At 38.0% G+C, this 21,508-nt stretch carries 18 protein-coding genes and 1 tRNA gene; 9 read left to right on the forward strand and 10 right to left on the reverse strand.

All coding sequences use genetic code 11. The features are described from left to right. Window positions 1-12: 12 nt before the first annotated feature. The 5 genes from thrC to AC13EX_RS08305 all read right to left on the reverse strand — a co-directional run bounded on the left by thrC (window position 13) and on the right by AC13EX_RS08305 (window position 6,985). Window positions 13-1,305 carry a threonine synthase gene (gene thrC, locus AC13EX_RS08285; RefSeq protein ID WP_482892292.1) on the reverse strand — a complete coding sequence of 431 codons (1,293 nt, stop codon included), beginning with the start codon at window positions 1,303-1,305 and terminating at the stop codon, window positions 13-15. 26 nt (window positions 1,306-1,331) lie between these two features. Next, window positions 1,332-2,276 carry a homoserine kinase gene (locus AC13EX_RS08290; protein WP_339718109.1) on the reverse strand — a complete coding sequence of 315 codons (945 nt, stop codon included), beginning with the start codon at window positions 2,274-2,276 and terminating at the stop codon, window positions 1,332-1,334. A 1-nt stretch (window position 2,277) separates the two neighbouring features. Continuing rightward, a complete protein-coding gene (gene thrA / locus AC13EX_RS08295) occupies window positions 2,278-4,725 on the reverse strand; it encodes a bifunctional aspartate kinase/homoserine dehydrogenase I (protein WP_339718110.1) in 2,448 nt (815 codons plus the stop codon). Window positions 4,726-5,599: 874 nt separating this feature from the next. Further along, on the reverse strand, window positions 5,600-6,280 hold the full coding sequence (locus tag AC13EX_RS08300) for a GIN domain-containing protein (RefSeq protein ID WP_482892293.1): 681 nt from the start codon (window positions 6,278-6,280) through the stop codon (window positions 5,600-5,602). 24 nt (window positions 6,281-6,304) lie between these two features. Then, on the reverse strand, window positions 6,305-6,985 hold the full coding sequence (locus AC13EX_RS08305; RefSeq protein ID WP_482892294.1) for an SDR family NAD(P)-dependent oxidoreductase: 681 nt from the start codon (window positions 6,983-6,985) through the stop codon (window positions 6,305-6,307). An 85-nt stretch (window positions 6,986-7,070) separates the two neighbouring features. On the opposite strand from AC13EX_RS08305, the gene AC13EX_RS08310 reads away from it, so the two are divergent. The 3 genes from AC13EX_RS08310 to AC13EX_RS08320 all read left to right on the forward strand — a co-directional run bounded on the left by AC13EX_RS08310 (window position 7,071) and on the right by AC13EX_RS08320 (window position 9,288). Continuing rightward, window positions 7,071-7,955, forward strand: a complete 885-nt coding sequence (locus tag AC13EX_RS08310) for a mechanosensitive ion channel family protein (RefSeq protein WP_482892295.1) — start codon at window positions 7,071-7,073, stop codon at window positions 7,953-7,955. Then, window positions 7,939-8,277, forward strand: a complete 339-nt coding sequence (locus AC13EX_RS08315; RefSeq protein WP_482892296.1) for an MGMT family protein — start codon at window positions 7,939-7,941, stop codon at window positions 8,275-8,277. The genes AC13EX_RS08310 and AC13EX_RS08315 overlap by 17 nt, the downstream gene beginning before the upstream one ends. A 321-nt stretch (window positions 8,278-8,598) precedes the next feature. Further along, window positions 8,599-9,288 (forward strand): sugar transferase, encoded by a 690-nt coding sequence (locus AC13EX_RS08320; RefSeq protein ID WP_482892297.1) that lies wholly within the window; start codon window positions 8,599-8,601, stop codon window positions 9,286-9,288. 214 nt (window positions 9,289-9,502) lie between these two features. Here AC13EX_RS08320 and AC13EX_RS08325 read toward each other — a convergent pair whose 3' ends face one another. Next, window positions 9,503-10,951, reverse strand: coding sequence for a sodium:solute symporter (locus tag AC13EX_RS08325; protein WP_482892298.1), 1,449 nt, complete (start codon window positions 10,949-10,951; stop codon window positions 9,503-9,505). Between the two features lie 53 nt (window positions 10,952-11,004). Here AC13EX_RS08325 and AC13EX_RS08330 point away from each other — a divergent pair, with 53 nt between their 5' ends. From AC13EX_RS08330 to AC13EX_RS08345, 4 genes are all read left to right on the forward strand, one after another. After that, a complete protein-coding gene (locus AC13EX_RS08330; RefSeq protein ID WP_482892299.1) occupies window positions 11,005-11,292 on the forward strand; it encodes an ATP-dependent Clp protease adaptor ClpS in 288 nt (95 codons plus the stop codon). Window positions 11,293-11,304: 12 nt separating this feature from the next. Further along, window positions 11,305-11,925 carry a recombination mediator RecR gene (gene recR / locus AC13EX_RS08335; protein ID WP_048640262.1) on the forward strand — a complete coding sequence of 207 codons (621 nt, stop codon included), beginning with the start codon at window positions 11,305-11,307 and terminating at the stop codon, window positions 11,923-11,925. 42 nt (window positions 11,926-11,967) lie between these two features. After that, window positions 11,968-12,041 (forward strand) — tRNA-Ala (locus tag AC13EX_RS08340). Window positions 12,042-12,301: 260 nt separating this feature from the next. Then, window positions 12,302-15,877 (forward strand): T9SS type A sorting domain-containing protein, encoded by a 3,576-nt coding sequence (locus tag AC13EX_RS08345; protein WP_482892300.1) that lies wholly within the window; start codon window positions 12,302-12,304, stop codon window positions 15,875-15,877. Between the two features lie 107 nt (window positions 15,878-15,984). On the opposite strand, the gene AC13EX_RS08350 is transcribed toward AC13EX_RS08345, so the two are convergent. Continuing rightward, the gene (locus tag AC13EX_RS08350) at window positions 15,985-17,145 is read right to left on the reverse strand and encodes a hypothetical protein (RefSeq protein ID WP_048640264.1); all 1,161 of its coding nucleotides are present in this window, start codon (window positions 17,143-17,145) and stop codon (window positions 15,985-15,987) included. Between the two features lie 55 nt (window positions 17,146-17,200). Further along, the gene (gene rimO / locus AC13EX_RS08355) at window positions 17,201-18,511 is read right to left on the reverse strand and encodes a 30S ribosomal protein S12 methylthiotransferase RimO (RefSeq protein ID WP_482892301.1); all 1,311 of its coding nucleotides are present in this window, start codon (window positions 18,509-18,511) and stop codon (window positions 17,201-17,203) included. Window positions 18,512-18,977: 466 nt separating this feature from the next. Here rimO and trhA point away from each other — a divergent pair, with 466 nt between their 5' ends. Next, window positions 18,978-19,622, forward strand: coding sequence for a PAQR family membrane homeostasis protein TrhA (gene trhA, locus AC13EX_RS08360; protein ID WP_339717787.1), 645 nt, complete (start codon window positions 18,978-18,980; stop codon window positions 19,620-19,622). 188 nt (window positions 19,623-19,810) lie between these two features. Continuing rightward, a complete protein-coding gene (locus tag AC13EX_RS08365) occupies window positions 19,811-20,203 on the forward strand; it encodes a DUF302 domain-containing protein (protein WP_048644291.1) in 393 nt (130 codons plus the stop codon). 50 nt (window positions 20,204-20,253) lie between these two features. Here the strand turns inward: AC13EX_RS08365 and AC13EX_RS08370 are convergent, their stop codons facing one another. Beyond that, on the reverse strand, window positions 20,254-20,925 hold the full coding sequence (locus AC13EX_RS08370; RefSeq protein ID WP_482892303.1) for an FAD-binding oxidoreductase: 672 nt from the start codon (window positions 20,923-20,925) through the stop codon (window positions 20,254-20,256). A gap of 127 nt (window positions 20,926-21,052) precedes the next feature. Then, on the reverse strand, window positions 21,053-21,280 hold the full coding sequence (locus AC13EX_RS08375; RefSeq protein WP_482892304.1) for a hypothetical protein: 228 nt from the start codon (window positions 21,278-21,280) through the stop codon (window positions 21,053-21,055). Window positions 21,281-21,508 lie beyond the last annotated feature (228 nt).

Genomic DNA, 21,508 nt, shown 5'->3' on the forward strand with positions numbered 1-21,508 from the left:
TCCTGAACAGAATTAGGCCAATAAATAGTTTTTGAATTGGAGGTAATCGTTTTCCATTGTCTCCACCTTCTTGTTTCCTTCCATAAAAGCAGCCAATCTTTCAGGCAACACCACTTTTTCTCCAAGTGCTTCCTCCACAGTACTACTGAATTTACCAGGATGAGCTGTTTCCAAAAATACACCTTGAAAGGCAGAAGGATGGCCTTTCATAAAAGCTTTCAAGCCAAGATAAGCAACAGCTCCATGTGGATCCATGGTATATCCTGTTTCCTTTTTAACTTCCACCATGGCTTCTTTGGTGCTTTCATCAGAATAAAAACATCCCTGTACTTTCTCCTTTAATTTTTCTTCATCTCCTCCAAATAAAGCCAGCAATCGGAAAAAATTACTTGGGTTCCCTACATCCATGCTATTGCTAATGGTTTGAACGGAAGGTTTTGGTAGGAATGCAGCACCATTCAAATAATCCGGCACCACTTTATTGACATTGGTGGCGGCTATAAACTTATCAACAGGTAAACCCATTCGCTCTGCTAGAATGCCTGCTGCTAAATTACCGAAATTACCACTTGGTACAGAAAACACAAGTTTCTTGCCTTCTTTTGGCAATCTGGAATAAGCATAAAAATAATACAAGCACTGAGGTATCCAGCGGGCAATATTAATAGAGTTGGCAGAGGTAAGTAGTAGCTTACTGTTCAAGTCAGCGTCTAGAAATGCTTCTTTTACCAATTTTTGACAATCATCAAAAACACCATTGACCTCTATGGCTTTAATATTTTTACCGAGGGTTGTAAATTGTTTCTCTTGAAGTTCACTAACTTTTCCAGATGGATAAAGAATAACTACTTCAACTCCATCAACATCCAAAAAGCCATTGGCCACGGCACTCCCTGTATCCCCAGAGGTAGCAACCAACACCTTGATCCCATGCTTTTCCTGAAGCATGCTCATCACCTTGGAACAAAATCTGGCACCAAAATCCTTAAAAGCCAATGTAGGCCCATGAAATAGTTCAAGGGTATAGACATCCTTTTCCACCTCAACCACAGGTGCATCAAAATCCAAAGTATGGTCTACGAGTGATTTAATTTGTTCTTTGGTTAAATCTTCTGAAAACAAAGCTTCAATCACCTTATAACCAATTTCTTTGAATGACAGCTCATGCATAGTAGAGAAAAACTCCTCAGGCAATACAGGAATTCTTTCAGGCATGTAGAGTCCTTGATCAGGTGCCAGCCCTTTGATAACGGCTTCTTTTAGATCTACCTTATGATTCGGATTGTTGGTACTGTAATATTTCATTAGAGAGTGACAGATTTGTCAAAACATTAAATTTCTTCTTCGATGATATAGGCTCCGCGGGTATTAATCGCTGACACGTATAAATCAATCGGTAACTGAATTTTATCAAACACTTGTTGAGACAGTCGACTTACTTCCCAGGCAATCTCCTCATTTGGTGACAATACAAACATGGTCGGGCCGGAACCGGAAATACCACAGCCTAAAGCTCCTGCTGGTATTATACCTACTTTCACCTCATCATAGCCTGGAATAAGAATTGACCTTGAAGGTTCTGCAATCACATCATTAAGTGAGCGACTTATCAGTCCCATGTCTTCTTGGAACAGGCCTGCAACCAAACCCGCTATATTTCCGGATTGGGTAGTAGCATCCTGCAATGTTACATTTCTTCTTAACACACTTCTGGAATCCGAAGTATTCAGTTCCAAATGAGGATGTATCAAGGTACAATATAAACCTCTTGGCACATGCAAAGGAATTACATCCAAGGGTTTATATTCACGGATCAGTACAAAGCCTCCGAGTAATGAAGGTGAGATATTGTCAGCATGTCCCGCTCCACATGCAATTCTCTCGGATTCAATTCCGAAAGGTAATAGGTCTTTTTTTTCATAGGGGTTACCTAACAAAGCATTGGTTGCCATCAAGGCAGCCACTGCACTTGCAGCACTTGAACCCATTCCACTCCCCAAAGGCAAGCCTTTGTAAAGTTCTATTTCTAACCCTCCTTTAAAGCCTAGATTATCCACCATCGCTTTAACAGCAACGCTGCAGGTGTTTTTCTCGGACTCATAGGGCAATTTCCCATTGTCTCCGGTTATTTTCACCACCCTAACTCCTGGTGTCTCAGATAGTGACACACTCACTTTGTCTCCTAAGTCTTCTATCGCAAAACCTAAAATATCAAAGCCGCATGAAACATTTGCCACAGTAGCTGGTGCAAATGCAGTAACTTTTTGCTTGTCCATATTACCTTGAATAATTTCCTAACCTGATAATGTCTGCAAATACACCTGCAGCGGTAACATCCGCTCCAGCTCCCGGACCTCTAATGATCATAGGAAACTCATGGTATCTTTCAGTGGTAAACAAAATCATATTGTCACTCCCTTCCAGGGAATAAAAAGGATGCTTTTTGTCCACAGATTTTAACCCTACAGTAGCTTTACCATTTTCTAAAACGGCCATAAACCTAAGGGTTTCCTCTTTTTCGTTGGCTTCGTCTACTAAGGCTTTGAAATGAGGATCATGTTCTTTTAATTTTTCCAGAAATGCGTCTACAGATGCTATGTCTTTACAGTCATCAGGCACCATACTTTGAATAGAAACGTCTGAAAAATGCAAGTCCTGCTCTGCTTCTCTACCTAATATAAGGATCTTTCTCGCTACATCCATCCCACTTAGATCATCTCTAGGGTCTGGCTCCGTGAATCCCTTTTCCTTGGCCTGCTCTACGACCTTACTAAACGGGGTGCCTTTGCTTAATTCACTGAATATAAAATTCATAGAACCACTAAGTACGCCTTCAATTTTAAGTACTTTATCACCACTTAAAATCAAATCCTGCAAAGTGCTAATAACTGGCAATCCAGCAGCCACATTGGTTTCGTAGAGGAACTTAATATTTCTTTGTCCTGAAAGTTTTTTCAGAGATTTATAATTCTCTAAAGAACTAGAATTGGCTTTCTTATTGGGGGTAACGATGGCCACTTTGGAGGAGAGAACTCTTTCGTAAGTATCTGCCACTTCTTGACTAGCGGTACAATCTACCAATACAGAATTTGAGAAATTCATGCTATTCATCGTATTTAAAAATACGCTAAGGTTCATCGGTAAATCAGCACTCGATGGAACTGGAATAGAACTAAGGTCAAACCCGTCTTCATCAAAAGCCATGAATCGGGAATTGGCCAAACCATGAATTTTGATATCCAACATATAATCCTCCTGTAACTTGTTCAATTGATTTTGAATCATCGATATCAATGTTTTGCCAATCAACCCAACGCCAATAAGGAAAATATGTAGCACCTTGTTGTCTGAGAGGAAAAAAGCTTCATGCAAAGCATTCAAGCCCTTCTGCAGGTCAGACTGTTTAATAACAGCAGATATATTTAGTTCAGAACTGCCTTGAGCTACTGCTGATACATTTATATTATTTCTTCCAAGCGCTTGGAACAGCCTTCCACTTGCCCCTGGATGGTGCTTCATGTTCTCGCCAACAACGGCTATTACGGCCATATTTGGCATAATCTGAACCTTGTCCATTTCTCCGGCGAGAATCTCATAATGGAATTCATTTTCCAAAACTTCTTGAGCCACACTAGCGTTTTCACTTTTAATAGCGATACAAATACTGTGTTCTGAAGAAGCCTGACTAATCAATACTACATTGACATCCGCCTTAGCAAGGGCACCAAAAACTCTACTACTTACTCCTATCACCTCTACCAGTCCAGAACCTTGGACATTCAATAGCGAAATGTGGCTTAATGAAGAAATACCTTTAATCAATTTAGAGTTCTCCGGCTTTTCGCAAATAAGTGTTCCTTCCTCTTCTGGCTTAAAAGTGTTTTTAATGTAGATAGGCACTTTACGCTTCATCGCTGGTTGCATGGTAGCTGGAAATACAACCTTAGCACCAAAATGAGAAAGCTCCATCGCTTCATTATAACTCAATTGTGGAATGGTAATCGCAGAATAAACCAATCGAGGATCTGCTGTCATTACTCCAGTCACATCGGTCCAAATCTCCAAGCTGTCAGCTTTTAATGCCGCGGCAAAAATAGCTGCAGTATAATCAGAGCCACTTCTTCCAAGTGTGGTTGTTTCTCCCTTTTCTGTTGAAGCCACAAAACCAGTAATGACAAGTACTCCTTGGTGTTTGGAATAATAGTCGTAAATCAATTGATTTGTTGTAGGGAAAATTACTCTAGCATTCCCAAAACGATCGTTGGTTCTGATGAGCTCTCTGGCATCAACATAATGCGTGTCCATTTCATTTTCTCGCATCCCTTCCGTCATAATGTAGGTGGAGATACGTTCTCCAAAACTTACTACATAATCAGAAGTTCTCGCAGAAAATTCTTTTATTAAAAAAATACCATGATAAAGATCCTCAAGTTCATTGAACCTTACCTTGACATAGGTCAAAACAGAAGATTGCTTTCTTACAGGAATTAATTGTTTTACGAGTTGGAGATGACGCTTCTCCAGAGAAAGTAAAAGTGCCTTGTATTCCATGTCGTTTTCCTTTGCGAGATGGGCACATTTTAGTAAATCCTCGGTAACTCCCCCAAATGCTGAAAAGACAACAGCTATGCGATCGTCTAGGGATGCGTTCTTGACAATGGAAAGAACATTTTTAATTCTTTCCAAATCAGCTATGGATGAACCTCCAAATTTTAATATTTTCATTGCTATTCTTTATCGATTAATAAGGTTAACAAAAGCCTATGAAGGGCCTCTTGTGTCAGGGCAATATGTATGTATGCACGGGATTACCCCGTAATACCTGTAATTGTGGTAGTATTGCCACTAAAAAATAGACTGCAGTTAAGTGACCGAAAAGTTTCGGTTAAAGAAATTTCTAGAATTTTATTTACTGCGAAAACCATGTTTGAATGTTTGAAGGGACAATTCTAATGACAAATTTTATATATCACAAGTTTTTTAGATTAGAAATCCCTTATTACCTTAAGATTAAAAAACTGATTGTCACTCAAACAAGTTCATTATGCCTTATAAAATGTTGTCTAAGGCTTAATTTAGCTAATCATAAAAATTGAAATTCCGCTCAATTTATAAAATGAAAACTTTGAGATAATTCTAAGCAAAACCAAACAAAAGAGCTCTATGCAAAATACATGACATCCTTCAGTAAGGTCTGTAAGCATTGAAATATTTTGATAAAATTCAGGAAGACTAAAAACCAATTCCATTTTTCCTAAATTGTTAAGTAGATTTTCTATCAAGAAACCAACATTTAATCCCAATTTTTTTAAATAAAATCCAGCATTGAAACACAGGGTTTTGAATCAAACCTGTGTTTCAACCCGGAGTATGTAATAGGATTTCTCCGCCCTGACAAGGTCAGGGGTGATGCCTGTCCCGTGTTTACGGGAAGTGTTGCAATCGCAAGACAATCAGCCTGTTTGGAGATTTTAGCATAGCACCGCTATGGTGAAATTGAAAACAGCAACGAAGTGGCTGTTTTCAAAGCGATTTCAGCACGTAATAGAATGTCTATTGCATAATTCGGGTTCAATGCCTTAAATTCAGTTTCTATTTCCTAAAATTGTTCTATTACACCACCAATGCTTTCTTTTACGTCAATTATATTGGGATCTCCCTTGTATTTCACTCTACCTCTAGTTGCAGCAGTTCCTTTTAGCGATTCCAACACTTCAAAACTTCCACTTGCATTGGTATTGGTTCGGATTTCTGCATTTTTCACAACCAACTCTTCTCCGTCAATCTCTGAATTTGTAAATGCGTTATAATCTAAATTTTCTGCAGTTCCCTTCACAAACATTCTTGCATTGGTTTCTGCCTCCAAAATCAACTGTTCAGCTTTAACTTCTGCTTCAAGGTAAGCGTTACTCGCCACTTTTAACTGAACCACTTTACTTTCAACCATGTCCTTTACAAAAACCTTAGCTCCAGAGCTAGCTTCAATTTGGTTAAGTTGAACATAGGTTAAAACCACTTTAACAGAACTGGACTTGGGATTATTACCAGAAACCTCAATTTCTAATTCCCGCTTGTTAACATCTGAAGTCACCTGACTTATATCAATCCCTGAGGCGGTAATCGTCATTTCATGTATTTCGCCCTTAACAAGTTCAACCTCGATGGCATCACTGACTACTAGCTGATCAAAAGCATTTAAGGTTCTGGTTTCGGTAGTGGTTTGTGCTTTGGCACTTAAGACCAATAGCAACATGAATAGGGATAATGCTGTGTTTTTCATAATTCTAAATAATTAATTAATCAATCAATTGATGCCACCATACAATTTAAATGTCATATTTCTTAAGGAGGCATTGGTTGCCGCATAGTGCATAGCCTCAGCAATTTCTTCCGTCTTAACCCAATCCCCAAAATCAGCATCAGGCATAGCCGCTCTATTTTGAGGCGTATCTATAATACTTGGTACAAAGACATGTGACCTAACTTTTAGATCGGCAGTTTCATTGGCAATAAAATCTGCCAAATCAATCACTAAACTCTTACTCAAAGCGTATGCCAAAACATCTTTACCTTCATTGGGCTGTAAAGCAGGCTTAGCCCCTACGAATAGGAAAGTGCCATTGTTGGCTTTTCTCATTAACGGTATAAAATGTTTCACCATATTAAAAGCACTGAAAAAATTAAGTTGAATCATTTTCTCTATGTCTTTACTAGTAGTTTCTTCAATTCCTCCCATAGCAAAACCTCCTACCAATAAGGCCATGCATTCAAGGCTTCCGTATTGAATTTGGTATTCTTTACTAAAATCCTTCACAGATTGCTCATCAGTGACATTTACATGGTAAACATCATCCGCTTCTTCAACTTCCAAGTCGCTACCTGGAGAAACAATGGCTATCACTTTAAATCCTTCCCTCTTAAATTTACTTACAACTGCGCTACCCAAATTCCCTGCACTTCCTGTGATAATAATATTTCTATTCATGCTATTATTTTGTTTGGTTATTATGCGGTATTTTTGTCAGCTAAATGGACAAAACATAAAAGTAAGGTTTATTTTTAAAATAGTAATGGAAACAGGAAAAAGCAATATTGAGGTCAACGAACGAAAAAAACGAATAATATTCGTTTTAAAAGTGCTTGCTTACTTTACTTTTTTGGTCCTTCAGGAAACCATTGAGCCTGATAAAAATCTTTTATTTTCAAAACTTTACAATATAGTAGATGCCTTTGCCTTCCTACTTTCAGGAAATATTTTGGTTTCGCTAGGAAGAATATTTTTGGTGCGGTTTTACTTGAGGAAAAAGAAAACGAACTCACTACACAGTAATTTTGTCCTTGGCATTAATAGGATTGCAAGTCTGCTGAATGTGATCATACTTTTGATCGCTATCATGGTCTTTTTCGATATTGATCCCAAAGAATTCCTTTCCAGTATTACCATAGTAGCTGCGGCCATTGCACTCTTGTCTAGGGACTATATCATTAATATGCTCAATGGACTCATTATCATGTTTTCAGACCAAATCACCCTTGGTGACTATATTAAAGTTGGTGAGCATCAAGGGAAAATAAAAGACATCACTTTATTGAATATTGTCCTTTTAAATGATGACTACGACTTGGTAATGGTTCCGAATAGCCTCATTCTTACTGCCAACGTTGTTAATTACAGTCGACAGAACATAAGAAAGCTGACCTTTGATTTTGAAGCTACCAATCATTCATTGTTAAATGTGGATGAAATGGAAAACGAACTGAAAGCAAAAATAAAACCATTTAAAGAAGAGGTTCAGAGTGACAGTATATCTCTTAAGGCTCTAGAAATAAAAAAAGACATCGTTAAAATGAAACTTCAGATACAACTAAATAATAAATCAAGAGAATCTGAAAGAAAAATACGACGAATAATCAATCAGGCAATTATCAACCTTACAGGTGAAGAAAACAAGTGACAACTTTTTCTCGCAGGTCTACCAAGTGGTAAAACTCATCCCTCGAGGTAGGGTAACATCTTATGGTGCCATTGCTTCTTACCTTGGTAGCAAAGGAAGTGCTCGAATGGTAGGCTGGGCCATGAATGCAGCACATGGTATGGAGGATGTACCTGCCCACCGAGTAGTAAATAGAATAGGAATGTTATCAGGTAAAAACCATTTTGCTACTCCAGATCTTATGCAGCAACTACTGGAAAAAGAAGGAATCAATGTAGAAAATGACATTATTGTAGATTTTGATAACTTTTTTTGGGACCCAGAGAACCATTTAACCTTATAAAAGGTTTGAAATCCAACGACTTTCAATTGTCATTTAAAAACTAAAAATTACACTTCATATCTACAGTGTTTCAAACCCTACACCAAAGAAACCAAAATATATAATTTATCAAAAACCGAGTAATAATTACCAAATCTTTAATAAATAATTAACTATTTTGCTAATAACAAAACTTAGAGACAAAATATTAGGAAATTAAAATACTTTATTCTAGTTTTGAAATACATTTTTCAAAAGACAAAAATGTAAACAACAAATATTATGGCATGATAATGGTTTACCTGAAAATATCTTTTGAATGATTTAAATAAAATCAATCGTATGCCCTCCACTATCACCGAGCGAAAACCAACCGCTAAATCAATCAGCATAAAGAGGAAATATTCAAAAATATTCCCTAGAGTCAATTTTGATGAATCTCAACAAATGCTCAAAAGGGCTTTTGATATTTCTTTGAGCTTGGGACTAATGGTATTTGTTTTCTCATGGCTATTCCCATTAATAGGCATTATCATTAAAGCCACCTCTTCCGGCCCTGTGTTTTTCCAACAATTAAGACATGGAAAAGACAACGTACCTTTTTTTTGTTATAAGTTCAGGACGATGTACATCAACGACCAAGCGGACACTAAACAAGCCACCAAAGATGACCCAAGAATTACTTGGATTGGTAAGTTCTTACGGAAGTCAAGCTTGGATGAATTACCTCAATTTTTAAATGTTATCAGAGGTGAAATGTCTATCGTCGGGCCAAGGCCACACGCCATGCCGATGAATTATAAATTTTCTTCAGAGATCGACAATTTTATGTTTCGCCACACTGTGAAACCAGGTATTACAGGTCTAGCCCAAGCAAAAGGATTTAGAGGCGAAACCAAAGATTTCTATGATATCTATTCAAGATGTAAGTTGGACATATTCTATGTGAACAATTGGACACCGATTTTGGATATTAAAATCATAGTTTGGACTGTGTTTTCTTTACTTTTGGACAAAGGAAAAGCTTATTAAGTAGGCTTGACAATATATCAACAACTGGCAACTCTCTACCACCTTACAGACCTAAGTTATAAATTCACACTAAGATTATTATGGCCAATCAATACCCTAGGCTATGGTATGCTTTGCTATGCAAAAAATAAAAGCCGGCCCTCAACTATCCCAAATGATTTAAGGTCAAACTATTGACTTTAAATTTCCTTTCTATTGAAAGGAATCTTATTCATTAAGTGTGTTTATTCCGCACTAACCAAAGACCTAAAAACATCAACAAACCGTTTAATATTAACAATTCAAATCCGAATTTGTAACTCCAAAACCACTTTTCTGATTTTGATGAAAGGACGAAGGATATTAATGGAGCCAAAACTGCCAAAATGGGAACCCATCTATCTTTCACTTTATATTTGGTGAAAAGCCCAAAGGAGTAGAGGCCTAGCAAAGGACCATAAGTATATCCTGCAATTAGAAAAACCGCATTGATTACACTCTGATCATTTAACCATCGAAAAACGAGAATGACTATAAACATCAAAAAAGTAAAACTAAGGTGTACCGTTTTTCTAATGGTCAATGCTTTTTTCTTATCTGGATTCTTGTTTATTTCAAGAAAATCGTAGCAAAAGGAGGTTGTAAGGGCAGTCAAGGTAGAGTCTGCACTACTATAGGCCGCGGCAGTAATACCCAAAACAAATACAACCCCAGCGAAAGTAGAAAAATAAGAGGTTGCCAACAGAGGGTATAAATCATCAGTACGTTCAGGAAGGGTAATTTGATTGCTTTCAGCATACATATACAATAAAACCCCTAAGGCTAAGAATATCAAATTTACAACTACCAATATATTGGTAAACCAGAACATATTTTTTTGTGCATCTTTGAGATTTTTGCAGGTCAGGTTTTTCTGCATCATATCCTGATCCAAACCAGTCATGACGATGACTATAAACATTCCTGAAAAAAACTGCTTGAAAAAATTCGTTCCACTTTTCCAATCCCAGTTAAAAATTTTGGAATAAGGTTGATCTGCTACTTTCACCATCAAATCACCCATCCCAGAAAGCCCGAGCTCTTGTGACACCAAAACTATGCTAACAAAAACTGCCAAAAGCATAAAAAAGGTTTGTAAGGTATCTGTCCACACCACTGTTTTTATACCTCCCCGAAAAGTATACAACCAAATTAAGGTTACAGTAATCAAAACTGAAACCCAAAAAGGAATTCCCCATCTGTCAAATAATATGATTTGTAAAACACCAGCCACTAAGAAAACCCTAATAGACGAACCAAGTGTTCTTGAAAGAATAAAAAAGAAAGCTCCCGTCTTATACGACCAAAAGCCAAATCTCCCTTCCAAATAGGAATAAATTGAAACCAAATTCAGTCGATAATAAAGCGGAAGTAGCACTTTAGCAATCACCGCATAGCCCACCGTATAGCCCAAAACGAGTTGAAAATAATAGAAATTACTATTCCCCACTTCTCCAGGCACTGAAATAAAGGTTACTCCCGAAAGTGAAGCACCTATCATCCCAAAGGCAACTAAAAACCAAGGAGATTGTCTATCTCCTGTGAAAAAGGTGTCTGATTTTAAATTTCTGGAAGTAAGCCATGAAATCAGGAACAACAGTAAAAAATAAGATGTTATAACAATTAATACGAGATTTGAGTCCATAATGCTTTTGGCTAAAGGGCATTAAATTTGGGATTAATTATTAACTTTGCAAAATGAAACCTTTAGAACATTTATTTGAATCCGAAGAAGAATTATTAGTAGAGGAAATTGTTGACCAGGAAGAGCATGACTTGGTGGTTTTTAATGATGACATCAATACTTTCGATCATGTTTCCAAGGTATTAATTAAAGTGTGTAAACATTCCCAAGAACAGGCAGAGCAATGCACAATGATTATTCATTACAAGGGCAAATGCTCTGTTAAAAAGGGAAGCGCAAGTAAACTCAAACCTATGTGTGAGTCTATTCTTGATGCAGGCATACAGGCTACAATTTTATAAATTAAAGCTTAATTGAATTTCCCTTCCAAACTAATTGAAGATGCTGTAGCGGAAATAAGCCGGCTTCCTGGTATAGGTAAGAAAACAGCCCTCCGCTTAACTTTGCATTTGCTTAAGCAAAAAGAGCCCGTAACTACAGCACTTACGGATGCCTTGTTGAACCTTCGTAAAAACATCCAATACTGTGTGATTTGTCATAATGTTTCTGACGATACAGTTTGCAGTATTTGTGAAGGCCTGAAAAGAGACAAAAGCGTAATCTGTATTGTCGAGGACCTCCCCGATGTACTGGCAATAGAAAACACCAACCAATACTCAGGTTTGTACCATGTATTGGGAGGAGTGATTTCCCCGATCCAAGGAATAGGGCCAGATGAGTTAAAGATAGCGTCTTTAATTAAGCGAATTGAGACCCCCTCAAATGATGTTCAGGTTAAAGAAATCATCTTGGCACTGCCTGCAACCATGGAGGGAGATACCACCTCATTTTTTATAACAAGAAAGTTGAAAGACAAAGGTTTAAATATTAGCTCAATAGCTAGAGGTATTCCTGTTGGTAGTGAATTGGAGTACACTGATGAGATAACACTTGGAAGAAGCATCTTAACCAGGATAAAATATTCTTCGGAATAATTTGTTGAATTAAAATACCTACCTATATTTGCACTCCATTTCGGGGGATTAGCTCAGTTGGCTAGAGCGCTACACTGGCAGTGTAGAGGTCATCGGTTCGAATCCGTTATCCTCCACTTTAGGTTTACAGCTAAAGTTGTAAACCTTTTTTTTATTTTTTGGGTTTTTAATATATCTGTATTATTATTGCTTGTAGGCATTTAAGCAGTCAACCCATTTAACTTTTAGGTACTATATAGTTAAGGCACTTAATTATTTTTGCCTGATTTAAGTAAAGAAACAGGTGCTTGCACAGTTCTTTAAATATAAATTCCCCTCTATCCAATGGGAGGGGATAGGGAACCACTATCATAGTTGGAAACATAAATGAAAGACCATGCCATTTTATCAAAAAAGCTTTTTCGCGTTATCAACTTTTCTATTTTTAACCTTATCGGTTACATACGCACAATATGAGATGCATTTACTTCAAGGGATAGTTATATCCAGCTCAGATGCACCGCAGTCCAACGCAGAACTGGCTATAGATGGATTACAAAATACTTCTTGGGTATCCAACAATCCTTTCCCAACAAATTTTTATGACAATGCTTACCAGAATTTAATTCTACAACCCAACCGTATTGAATTAAGCAATATTTATCCAGAGGCAACCAATTCCTACTCACCATCCATTACATTACCAGCTGAAGCCTTTATCAATTTCGCCTCCCCAGAAGACATTTATTTAATAGGATTAAAAACCAATGGTCTACAGGAAAAGGTCACCATTACCTTTTTTGATAGTTTAGGAATTGTTAAAACAGAAGAATATTTACCAGCTCAAAGTTACAACCACATCAGGTTTGAAGTTAACCTAGAGGATATTGAAAAAATTAAACTCAGTAGTATTGCCTCCTTTTCCATAATGGAAATTGGTTTATTAGCAGAAGTCCCTAAAGAATACATTACGCTGGATCTGGGCGATACTTACACTGTTAGTGAGGTAAAATCCAAACATTGGGCAGGAAACAGCAATGCAACAGCCACACAGCTTCTTGCTGGGAATCATCCAGACAGCCTTACAATAATTGCCAACTTACAGCCCGACGAGATTGCCTTTATTAGCACTTCACTTGACCCAGCTATTGAAGCCAGATACCTCCAGATTGCACATAGGGTAGTTCCTGAAAACTACAAAAAGGTCACTGTGTTTGAAATAGAGGCTTATGGTAGTGAGATTGTAAAACCAGACCCAGTACTTCCCGATCCAGACCCAGTAACGACATGGAATCCAGATGCGGGTTTATATTCGGCACTATCCAAGACAGCCATAGCATCATCAAGCTCTACTGCCAATGGAACCAATAACACAGCAGAGGCGGTATTAGATGACAATATTGCCACGGCATGGCTATCTACAAACCCGCTTCCTGATGCTTATGTTAGCAATTCCAGACAAAACATCTTCCTGAACAAAAATGGGATAGCTGGAAATGGGGCAAACATGACCAATGCTACAGATGGAAATCTAGGTAATAGTACTCCTCAAATAGGCCTAATCAATGGTGTAGCTAACTTCTCACTGGATTTAGCCCCTGTTAAGGTTCACAGACTAGGGCTTAGGCTGGCGAATAATCATGCTGAACCTGTAAGTATTCAGGTAATTAATCTGCAAGGTGACACCCTTAGTACAACTTATGAAACCACAACTACTGGACATGTGAGGTTTGAAATTGAGATGGATGAGGTTACAAAGGTCTCCTTGACATCAAATGCCGCATTCAGCATCCAAGAAATAGCTGCATATTCGGATCCATTGTCCGAATTTATAACCTTGGACTTGATGGAAGTCAAGCCTGTTTCGCGCATTGCCGCAAAACAATGGAACGGTAATAATACTGCCATTTCCTCCAAATTATGGGTAGGACCTACATTAGACAGTTTGACTTTACTGGCAGAGTTGGACCCTAACTCTTTAGACATTCACAATATAGAATTACCAGAAGGCAATAGAACCAGGTTTGTTCGACTAGAACAACATTTGGTAGATGAAAATTATAAAAAGGCCACCATCCAAGAATTAACAGTGTACGACAAGTTTGGTAACTACGGCCCCCCTCCTGCACCAAAACCGCAGAACACAAGTTTTGGTAAACTATTTGGAGTAAATACAGTATGGGCCTGGGGAACCAAAAAAGTACCGAACTTGCAAGGAGCAGACGAAGGGGCTCAAAAATTTATCCGAGCTGCACATCAGGCCAGAAATTACCACAATATCCATTGGGATACTGCTGACCCTGACATCACCCCTTCTTATGGTGGAGAAAACCCTATGGTATTGCGACCATGGACGCAGTGGACCCGAGAATATAAAGATTGGATAGATAAAGGATTTGAAGTAGATGCAACTTTTACCTTTGACAGATTTCAGGAATCTTTATGGGACAATCCTTATTCTTCAGGTTATGGTCTTGGACATGCCTTTGCCAGCACTTTTGGCCCAAGTCATGAAAACCTAATCCGCACTGTAGAGGTAGGTAATGAACCCTGGGACTACAGTGACTCAACCTATCGTAAAATACTATTGGGAACCGCTCAAGGACTAAAAACTGCAGACCCTATGATAAAGGTATTGCCCGCAGCCTTACAAGCATCCCACCCCATTACTAATGATGGACAAAAAAATTATATGGGAACCAAACTGCACGAGGCGGCGGCCCCATACCTTGACGGAATTAACTTACACCTTTACAGCTATTACAGAACCAATGAAGGTGACAGGATAGCTGTACATCCTGAACATCCGGCATCAGAAATGAGGGCCTTGTTTTCCGGATTACGATTTAGAGATGCCAATATGCCTGGCAAAGAAGTGCATGTTACAGAATGGGGATGGGATGCTTCAAGTGAAAATGAAACAGCCATCAATTCGGAAGCAGTTAGTGCTCAATCACAGGCTGTATATGCACTACGTGGACTGTTTTGGTTAAGTAGAATGGGAGTAGATAAGGCCCATTGGTATTTTTATGCCAATGTGGATACCCTTGAAGGCATAGACCCTATAAACTATCAGCGGTCTGGATTAACTGAATCAGGACATTATGGATTCAAAGAAAAGCGAGCATTTACAGCCCTTGAGGCCATGCAAAATAGGATGGGAAACCTATATTTTGAAGATGTAATTAGAGAGGATGAACAAGCATACATCTACCAACTAAGGAATGATGAAGGTGAACTGTCCCATCTTATAGCTTGGAGACCAGTTACCGGTGAAGATTCTTTGACAGTAAATTACCAGCTTCCGGCAGAATTCCCTGCTCAAGAGGCCTGGTACCTTTCAGGACTATCTCCAAATGGAGAAGAGGTATCCCTTTCTTATACCAATGGAAAACTCACTTTACCGCTTTCCTCTAAACCCCTTCTGATCCATTTAGGTACATCTGTTCAAAATGGTACGAACATCCCTTTGGAAGGAAACCTAAAGGTATATAATGATAAAACCGGGTTTGAATTGAAGTTAAGCACAAATACCCCTTTAAAACATGCTGATGAAATTAAGCTCATTAATGAAAAAGGGCCTCTTAACCACTCCTCAATTACCTGGCAAAAAGAATCTCCTCTACTTTGGAAAGCTGATTTAGGTAGCCTAGATCCTGGAGCCTATCTAACTCGGGTTGAATTAGGGACTAAAAAGGTACAAACCAACACTGTGTCCATTGACATACCCCATAGGTTTGTATTGTCGCCAAATCCAACTCAAGGGAAAAGTACATTAAGGGTAATGCAAGAATTTAATGAAAAGACAAAAATCTCAATTATTCGCTTAGATGGTATTCCTATACAAACCATTTACCTACCAGCCCACACTACTACAGCAAACCTGGATTTTAGCGAACTGAAAAACAGCACTTATTTGATTCGCCTTGAAAATACAAGTTTCAAAGGTCAGCAAAAATTTATTAAACAATAAAAAAAGTAATTAAAGAAAAAGGGCTGGTAAGTTTTACAACTTCCAGCCCTTTTTGCTTTGCTATGGTTTCGTCAACCCTTTGATTTGGAAAAAGAATACTATATACTTTACAATACTTTGTGCTTTTCAAAAGGAACACTCCTATCAAAAATATAACGGTAAGTATGATGCGTCTTATAGATGGAAGCATTTAATTGTTCACATACTCGCATCATTTTAGGATTAAAATCCCCCACCCAATTCATCTCTATGGTCTCATAGGGCAGTTTTTTCTCTGCTACATTGTCCCTATAATCTGTTGCCATAGCACTTTCTACACCCTTTCCCTGGAATTCCGGCACTACACCAAATACCAAACCTAGCATTTTATCTGGTGGATTAAAGGTTTTGTGCCAAAGAAATTTAAGTTTACCTATTAGATCCATTTTACCATCAACATATTTAAAGATTTGATTGATTTCAGGAATACTAATAAAGAAACAAATGGGATCCCCTTTATAGAAACCAAAAAAGATAAGGTTCGGATCTATTATAGGCTTCATTTTGGAAAGCATTAGCTTGGCTTCCCTTACGGAAATGGTTTTACCCAAATGTCCCGCCCAAGCTTTGTTGTATACGGTCATAAAGTATTCTGGAAATTTCTCCCAAAGCTCTTTTCCTTTAAGGCACCTAAATTCAAAATCTTTATTTTCAAGAATTTTCATCGACCTTTCCCTGATCTTGGGATCGACAACTACCCCTTTTACATTTCTGCTATAAGTATATTGTTTAAAATAAATTTGAAACCCATAGGCTTCAAAAAAATCCTTATAATACGCGAAATTCCAGTGCATGTTATAATTAGCCGGAGAAAAACCATCTACCAACAAGCCCCACCATTTGTCTCTTTCCCCAAAATTCACCGGGCCATCCATGGCTTCCATACCTTGGGCAACTAACCAGTCTTTTGCAGCATCAAATAACATAAAAGCTGCTTTTTGATCATTTATACATTCGAAAAAACCCATCCCTCCGGTTGGGATTTTCTCTTTCCATTTGGGATTGATAAAAGCGGCATTTCTACCTATGGTTTTCCCCTGATCATCTATTAATAACCAACGGATGGATTTACCTCCACTCTTGAACAGTTTGTTGGTCTTGGGGTGAAAAAGGTCTTCTATGTCTTTGTCCAGGGGTCTGATCCAGTTTTTCTCATTCTGGTACAGCCTCACTGCCATTTGAAAAAACTCTTTTTGATGCGCTGGGGTGGTGACTTCCTGTAAATGCATGGGTTAAAAAACTACTTTAATTATTTTATAAATGATAATTAGAATAAACAAAAGACTAAATAACTTCTCCGTAAAGGTCAAATTCGGTGGCTTCGGTAATCTTTACATTTACAAAGTCACCCAATCTGCAATAATACTTACTGGCATCTATCAATACCTCATTGTCTACTTCTACAGAATCATAGGCTGTCCGACCTACAAAACGGCCATTTTCTTTTTTATCAATCAGTACTTTGTATTCCTTCCCTATCTTCTCCTGATTGAGTTCAAAAGAGATTTGCTCTTGTATCTCCATCAGGCGATTGGCCCTTTCCTGTTTTACTTCCTGTGGTACACTATCCTCCAATCCATAAGCATGTGTATCTTCTTCATGAGAATAGGTGAAAACTCCTAATCGCTCAAATCGCATGCGCTCTACAAAGTCCACCATTTCTTCAAACTCGGCCTCACCTTCACCTGGATGTCCGGTAATAAGCGTTGTCCTGATCGCAATGTCTGGGATTTTACTACGGATTTCATTGATCAAATCCTCTTGCTTCTCACGGGTAGTTCCTCTTCTCATCGTTTTCAACACCTCCGTAGACCCATGTTGCAAAGGTATGTCCAGGTAATTACAAATATTAGCCCTTTCAGCCATTACTTCAAGCACATCCATAGGGAAACCTGTTGGATAGGCATAATGCAACCTTATCCACTCCAAGCCTTCTACATCCGATAGGGCTCGCAAAAGATCTGCAAGCCTTCGTTTTTTGTAAAGATCCAATCCGTAGTAAGTAGAATCCTGGGCGATCAATAGTATTTCTTTGGTTCCACCAGCCACTTTGTGCTTGGCCTCTTTAACCAATTCTTCAATTGGGCGAGAGACGTGTCCACCTCTCATAAGCGGAATGGCACAAAATGCACAAGGCCTGTCACAACCTTCGGAGATTTTCATGTAAGCATAATGTGAGGCATGACTTAGTAGTCGCTCTCCAACCAACTCATGTTTATAATCCGCCTTAAATTTCTTCAATAATGCCGGAAGCTCTCTGGTTCCAAAAAAGGCATCAACCTGAGGGATCTCCAACTCTAGGTCATCTTTATACCTTTGAGAAAGGCAACCTGTCACATAGACTTTATCCACCAAGCCTTGATCTTTAGCTGTCGCATACTCCAGTATGGTGTTGATAGATTCCTGCTTGGCATTGTCTATAAATCCACAAGTATTGATAATTACTATATTATTGTCCTCAGCATTTGATTCATGCCGGGCATCAATACCATTTCCTTTCAGTTGGCTTAATAGCACTTCAGAATCCACAAGGTTTTTGGAACAACCCATGGTGATGATATTGACTTTATCTTTTTTTAAGGTTCTTGCTTTCATATCTTCCTGCAAAAGTACAAAATTACCCTGACAACCATTCTATACATCTCGCCTTTAGCGCAATGTTATTGAATTATTAAAGACTGAAATATTTTGTAAAGAATCCTTAATCTCTGTTCGGCTTTATTAAAAGGGGAAAAGCCTACTTTTGAATAAGTAATACAGCGACAATTTTTTTATTACTCCTTGTAATTTTTTGAAAAGGCCACGATTCCATTCGAGGCCTTTTTCTTTTTGTCCCTAGGGTCGGGCTGAGAAATTCGATTTACTTACAAACTTATACCCCAAAATCCTCCAGGTCTCGCGGATAACCGAGCTAGGTAAAAAATAGCCAATTGAAACCTGAATGGATTTATCTCAATGATAACCAAATGATTAAATAAACAACCTACGGTTTTAAGCACTATCAATTCCGAAAATTGATTTAAATACCCGATATTTACTGAAATACATTTAATCGACTACAATGGCTGGACAGGTAGAAAGAAAACAAACAATAAAGGAAGAGTTTGCCAATACCCTCACCCACCTGATTGGTATTCTTTTTAGTATTGTTGCCATAGCCCTTTTGGTGGTTTTTTCAGTTTTAAATGGCACTCCATTACATGTGGTCAGTTGCTGTATCTTTGGTGCCACCATGTTGTTACTTTATACCTCTTCTACCCTTTATCATGCCATTCAATCCAAGGAATTAAAACCCCTATTGCGTAGCATTGATCACATTAGCATTTATTTTTTGATTTCAGGCACCTATACCCCCTTACTGTTGATAGGTTTGGGAGGTACTTTAGGATGGGTCTATTTCGGAATCGTATGGACCATCACCTTATTAGGATTGGTTTTTAAAATATTCTTTATTGGCAGGTTTGAAAAATTATCGCTTATTCTGTACCTAGGGATGGGCTGGATGGCCCTGCTGCTTATAAAACCTTTGGTGGCCAACCTGAGCACCGAAATTATTTACCTGATTGCAGCTGGGGGTTTGGCATACACTATAGGCACTGTATTTTATGCCAAAAAAAAATTGCTTTACGCCCATGCCATTTGGCATGTTTTTGTCCTTGTTGGTACGGTATTGCATTTCATTGCCGTCCTTTTTCTGATAACCTGAAGGATTTCAAACTCCAGTAAAGTCCTCCGTTTTTTAAAATTATTCAAACAGTTACTAAATAAAAAGGATCACCTTTCAGTCTATCCTGATTTTCAGATAAACATAGACAACTGAATATGTAACAATAGTCACTGTCTTTGGCCCGATCTATGTGTAGCTTTATAGTTGAACCAATCAATGAAGCAGCTATGAAATATTATATCAATAAAACACTCGAAGCACAATCCTTTTCAGGAGTAAAAGAAAAGGTAACTGCAGCCCTAAAAGAGCAAGGGTTTGGTGTGCTTACGGAAATAGATATTCAGGCCACCATGAAAAAGAAACTAGACAAGGATTATTTACCTACCCTGATATTAGGTGCTTGTAATCCTGGTTTTGCAGACAAGGTGTTGACCATAGACCCAAATATGTCAGCCATGTTGCCTTGTAATGTCACAATCAGGGAACTAGAAAATGGTAAAATAGAGGTCTCCGCCATCGATCCTGAGGCCGCCATGGTGCCGGTTGGGAAAGAGGAAATCAAACCCTTGGCCAAAGAAGTTAAAGAAAAATTGGCTAAAGCCATTGAAGCTATAAAATAAAAATAAAGGAGATTTCTATTAACCAGAAATCTCCTTTCCTTTTCTACCATTTACTTTTCAAAAACCAAGGCATCCGGAGCTGCCCCCAGTTCTTCCAATGCCTTATTAACTGCTATTATAAATCCTTCAGGCCCACATACGTAAAAATGCTGGCGCTTAAAATCATTGATATTTTTTATTAAGTATTCCTTATCAATTCTTCCGCGATCGTAAGCGGAATCTTTTTGATTCTCGATAATATTTTGAAATTTATGACCCAAGATGGTCTTCAACTCTTCAAAAAGTATAATGTCCTCATTGGTTTTATTGGCAAATATCAAGCGGTTATTACCAATCTCATTTTTTTGACGCAAATCTCGTAAAATGGAGATAAAAGGGGTGATCCCTGCGCCTCCTGCCAAAAACACACCCTCACCTTTGTAGGCAATGGCTCCCCATGCATCACCTATTTCCACTTTATCCCCTACTTGAGCATCACCCAACCTTTTAGTTACCCCTTCATGGTCCTCGTAGGTTTTAATGGTGAACTCCAAAAAATCATCTTTGGGAAGGCTCGTAAAAGAAAATGGCCTTCTTACATCTTCCCAACCTTCTTTTAATAAACTCAATTCTGTGGCTTGCCCAGGTACAAAAGAATACCCTTTGGGCTTTTCAATTTTAAAAGCATAGGTATCATGCGTAACTATACTTTTATCTAAAATTCTTAATTGATAGCTTTCCATTGGATTTTGGGTTTTATGGTTCATAAACTTTTTAAATAACCACAAACATTAATCCAGAATCTGTTTTTGCATTAATTTTATTAAAAATTAGCTTTATTTAATTATTCAACCTAATGCTTTAATAATTTTAATCATACAATTCTATGGCATCTGCTCCGGACTTAAAAGCAAAAAATTCCTTTAACCCTTCTAAATTAAGGTCTTTTGCAACCTCCTTTTGCTGTGCTGAGAAAGGCTGAAATTCGAATGGCTCGACCCCTCTTTCCGCCTCTTGAAAAGTGAAACCCTGAGTGGTCAAATCGTTTACCAAAAGCAAATATACAAATGGGAGAAGCCAGCATTTTTTCCAATTCATGATTCCTAAAATTTAACCTTGTTGAATTTCATTCCAATTTTTCTTAAAAATTGACCCAAAGAACAGGTTTACCTTTCTATCTCATTTTAAGTTCAAACTATATACGAACCGTTATTCCTTTACGGATTGATAAAATAGTCTTTAAATTAAATTTTTTAAAATATTCTTAAAGTATTGATTGTGATTGTCTTTTCTAGCCCTTACTTTAATCCAAATTAAAAAACTCAA

Source organism: Cyclobacterium sp. L-R, assembly GCF_056859355.1.

Excerpts from the sequence above, each read along its gene's own strand:
- thrC (WP_482892292.1), bottom strand. The coding sequence starts at position 1,305 with ATGAAATATTACAGTACCAACAATCCGAATCATAAGGTAGATCTAAAA.
- AC13EX_RS08290 (WP_339718109.1), bottom strand. The coding sequence starts at position 2,276 with ATGGACAAGCAAAAAGTTACTGCATTTGCACCAGCTACTGTGGCAAAT.
- thrA (WP_339718110.1), bottom strand. The coding sequence starts at position 4,725 with ATGAAAATATTAAAATTTGGAGGTTCATCCATAGCTGATTTGGAAAGA.
- AC13EX_RS08300 (WP_482892293.1), bottom strand. The coding sequence starts at position 6,280 with ATGAAAAACACAGCATTATCCCTATTCATGTTGCTATTGGTCTTAAGT.
- AC13EX_RS08305 (WP_482892294.1), bottom strand. The coding sequence starts at position 6,985 with ATGAATAGAAATATTATTATCACAGGAAGTGCAGGGAATTTGGGTAGC.
- AC13EX_RS08310 (WP_482892295.1), top strand. The coding sequence starts at position 7,071 with ATGGAAACAGGAAAAAGCAATATTGAGGTCAACGAACGAAAAAAACGA.
- AC13EX_RS08320 (WP_482892297.1), top strand. The coding sequence starts at position 8,599 with ATGCCCTCCACTATCACCGAGCGAAAACCAACCGCTAAATCAATCAGC.
- AC13EX_RS08325 (WP_482892298.1), bottom strand. The coding sequence starts at position 10,951 with ATGGACTCAAATCTCGTATTAATTGTTATAACATCTTATTTTTTACTG.
- AC13EX_RS08330 (WP_482892299.1), top strand. The coding sequence starts at position 11,005 with ATGAAACCTTTAGAACATTTATTTGAATCCGAAGAAGAATTATTAGTA.
- AC13EX_RS08345 (WP_482892300.1), top strand. The coding sequence starts at position 12,302 with ATGCCATTTTATCAAAAAAGCTTTTTCGCGTTATCAACTTTTCTATTT.
- AC13EX_RS08350 (WP_048640264.1), bottom strand. The coding sequence starts at position 17,145 with ATGCATTTACAGGAAGTCACCACCCCAGCGCATCAAAAAGAGTTTTTT.
- rimO (WP_482892301.1), bottom strand. The coding sequence starts at position 18,511 with ATGAAAGCAAGAACCTTAAAAAAAGATAAAGTCAATATCATCACCATG.
- trhA (WP_339717787.1), top strand. The coding sequence starts at position 18,978 with ATGGCTGGACAGGTAGAAAGAAAACAAACAATAAAGGAAGAGTTTGCC.
- AC13EX_RS08365 (WP_048644291.1), top strand. The coding sequence starts at position 19,811 with ATGAAATATTATATCAATAAAACACTCGAAGCACAATCCTTTTCAGGA.
- AC13EX_RS08370 (WP_482892303.1), bottom strand. The coding sequence starts at position 20,925 with ATGGAAAGCTATCAATTAAGAATTTTAGATAAAAGTATAGTTACGCAT.
- AC13EX_RS08375 (WP_482892304.1), bottom strand. The coding sequence starts at position 21,280 with ATGAATTGGAAAAAATGCTGGCTTCTCCCATTTGTATATTTGCTTTTG.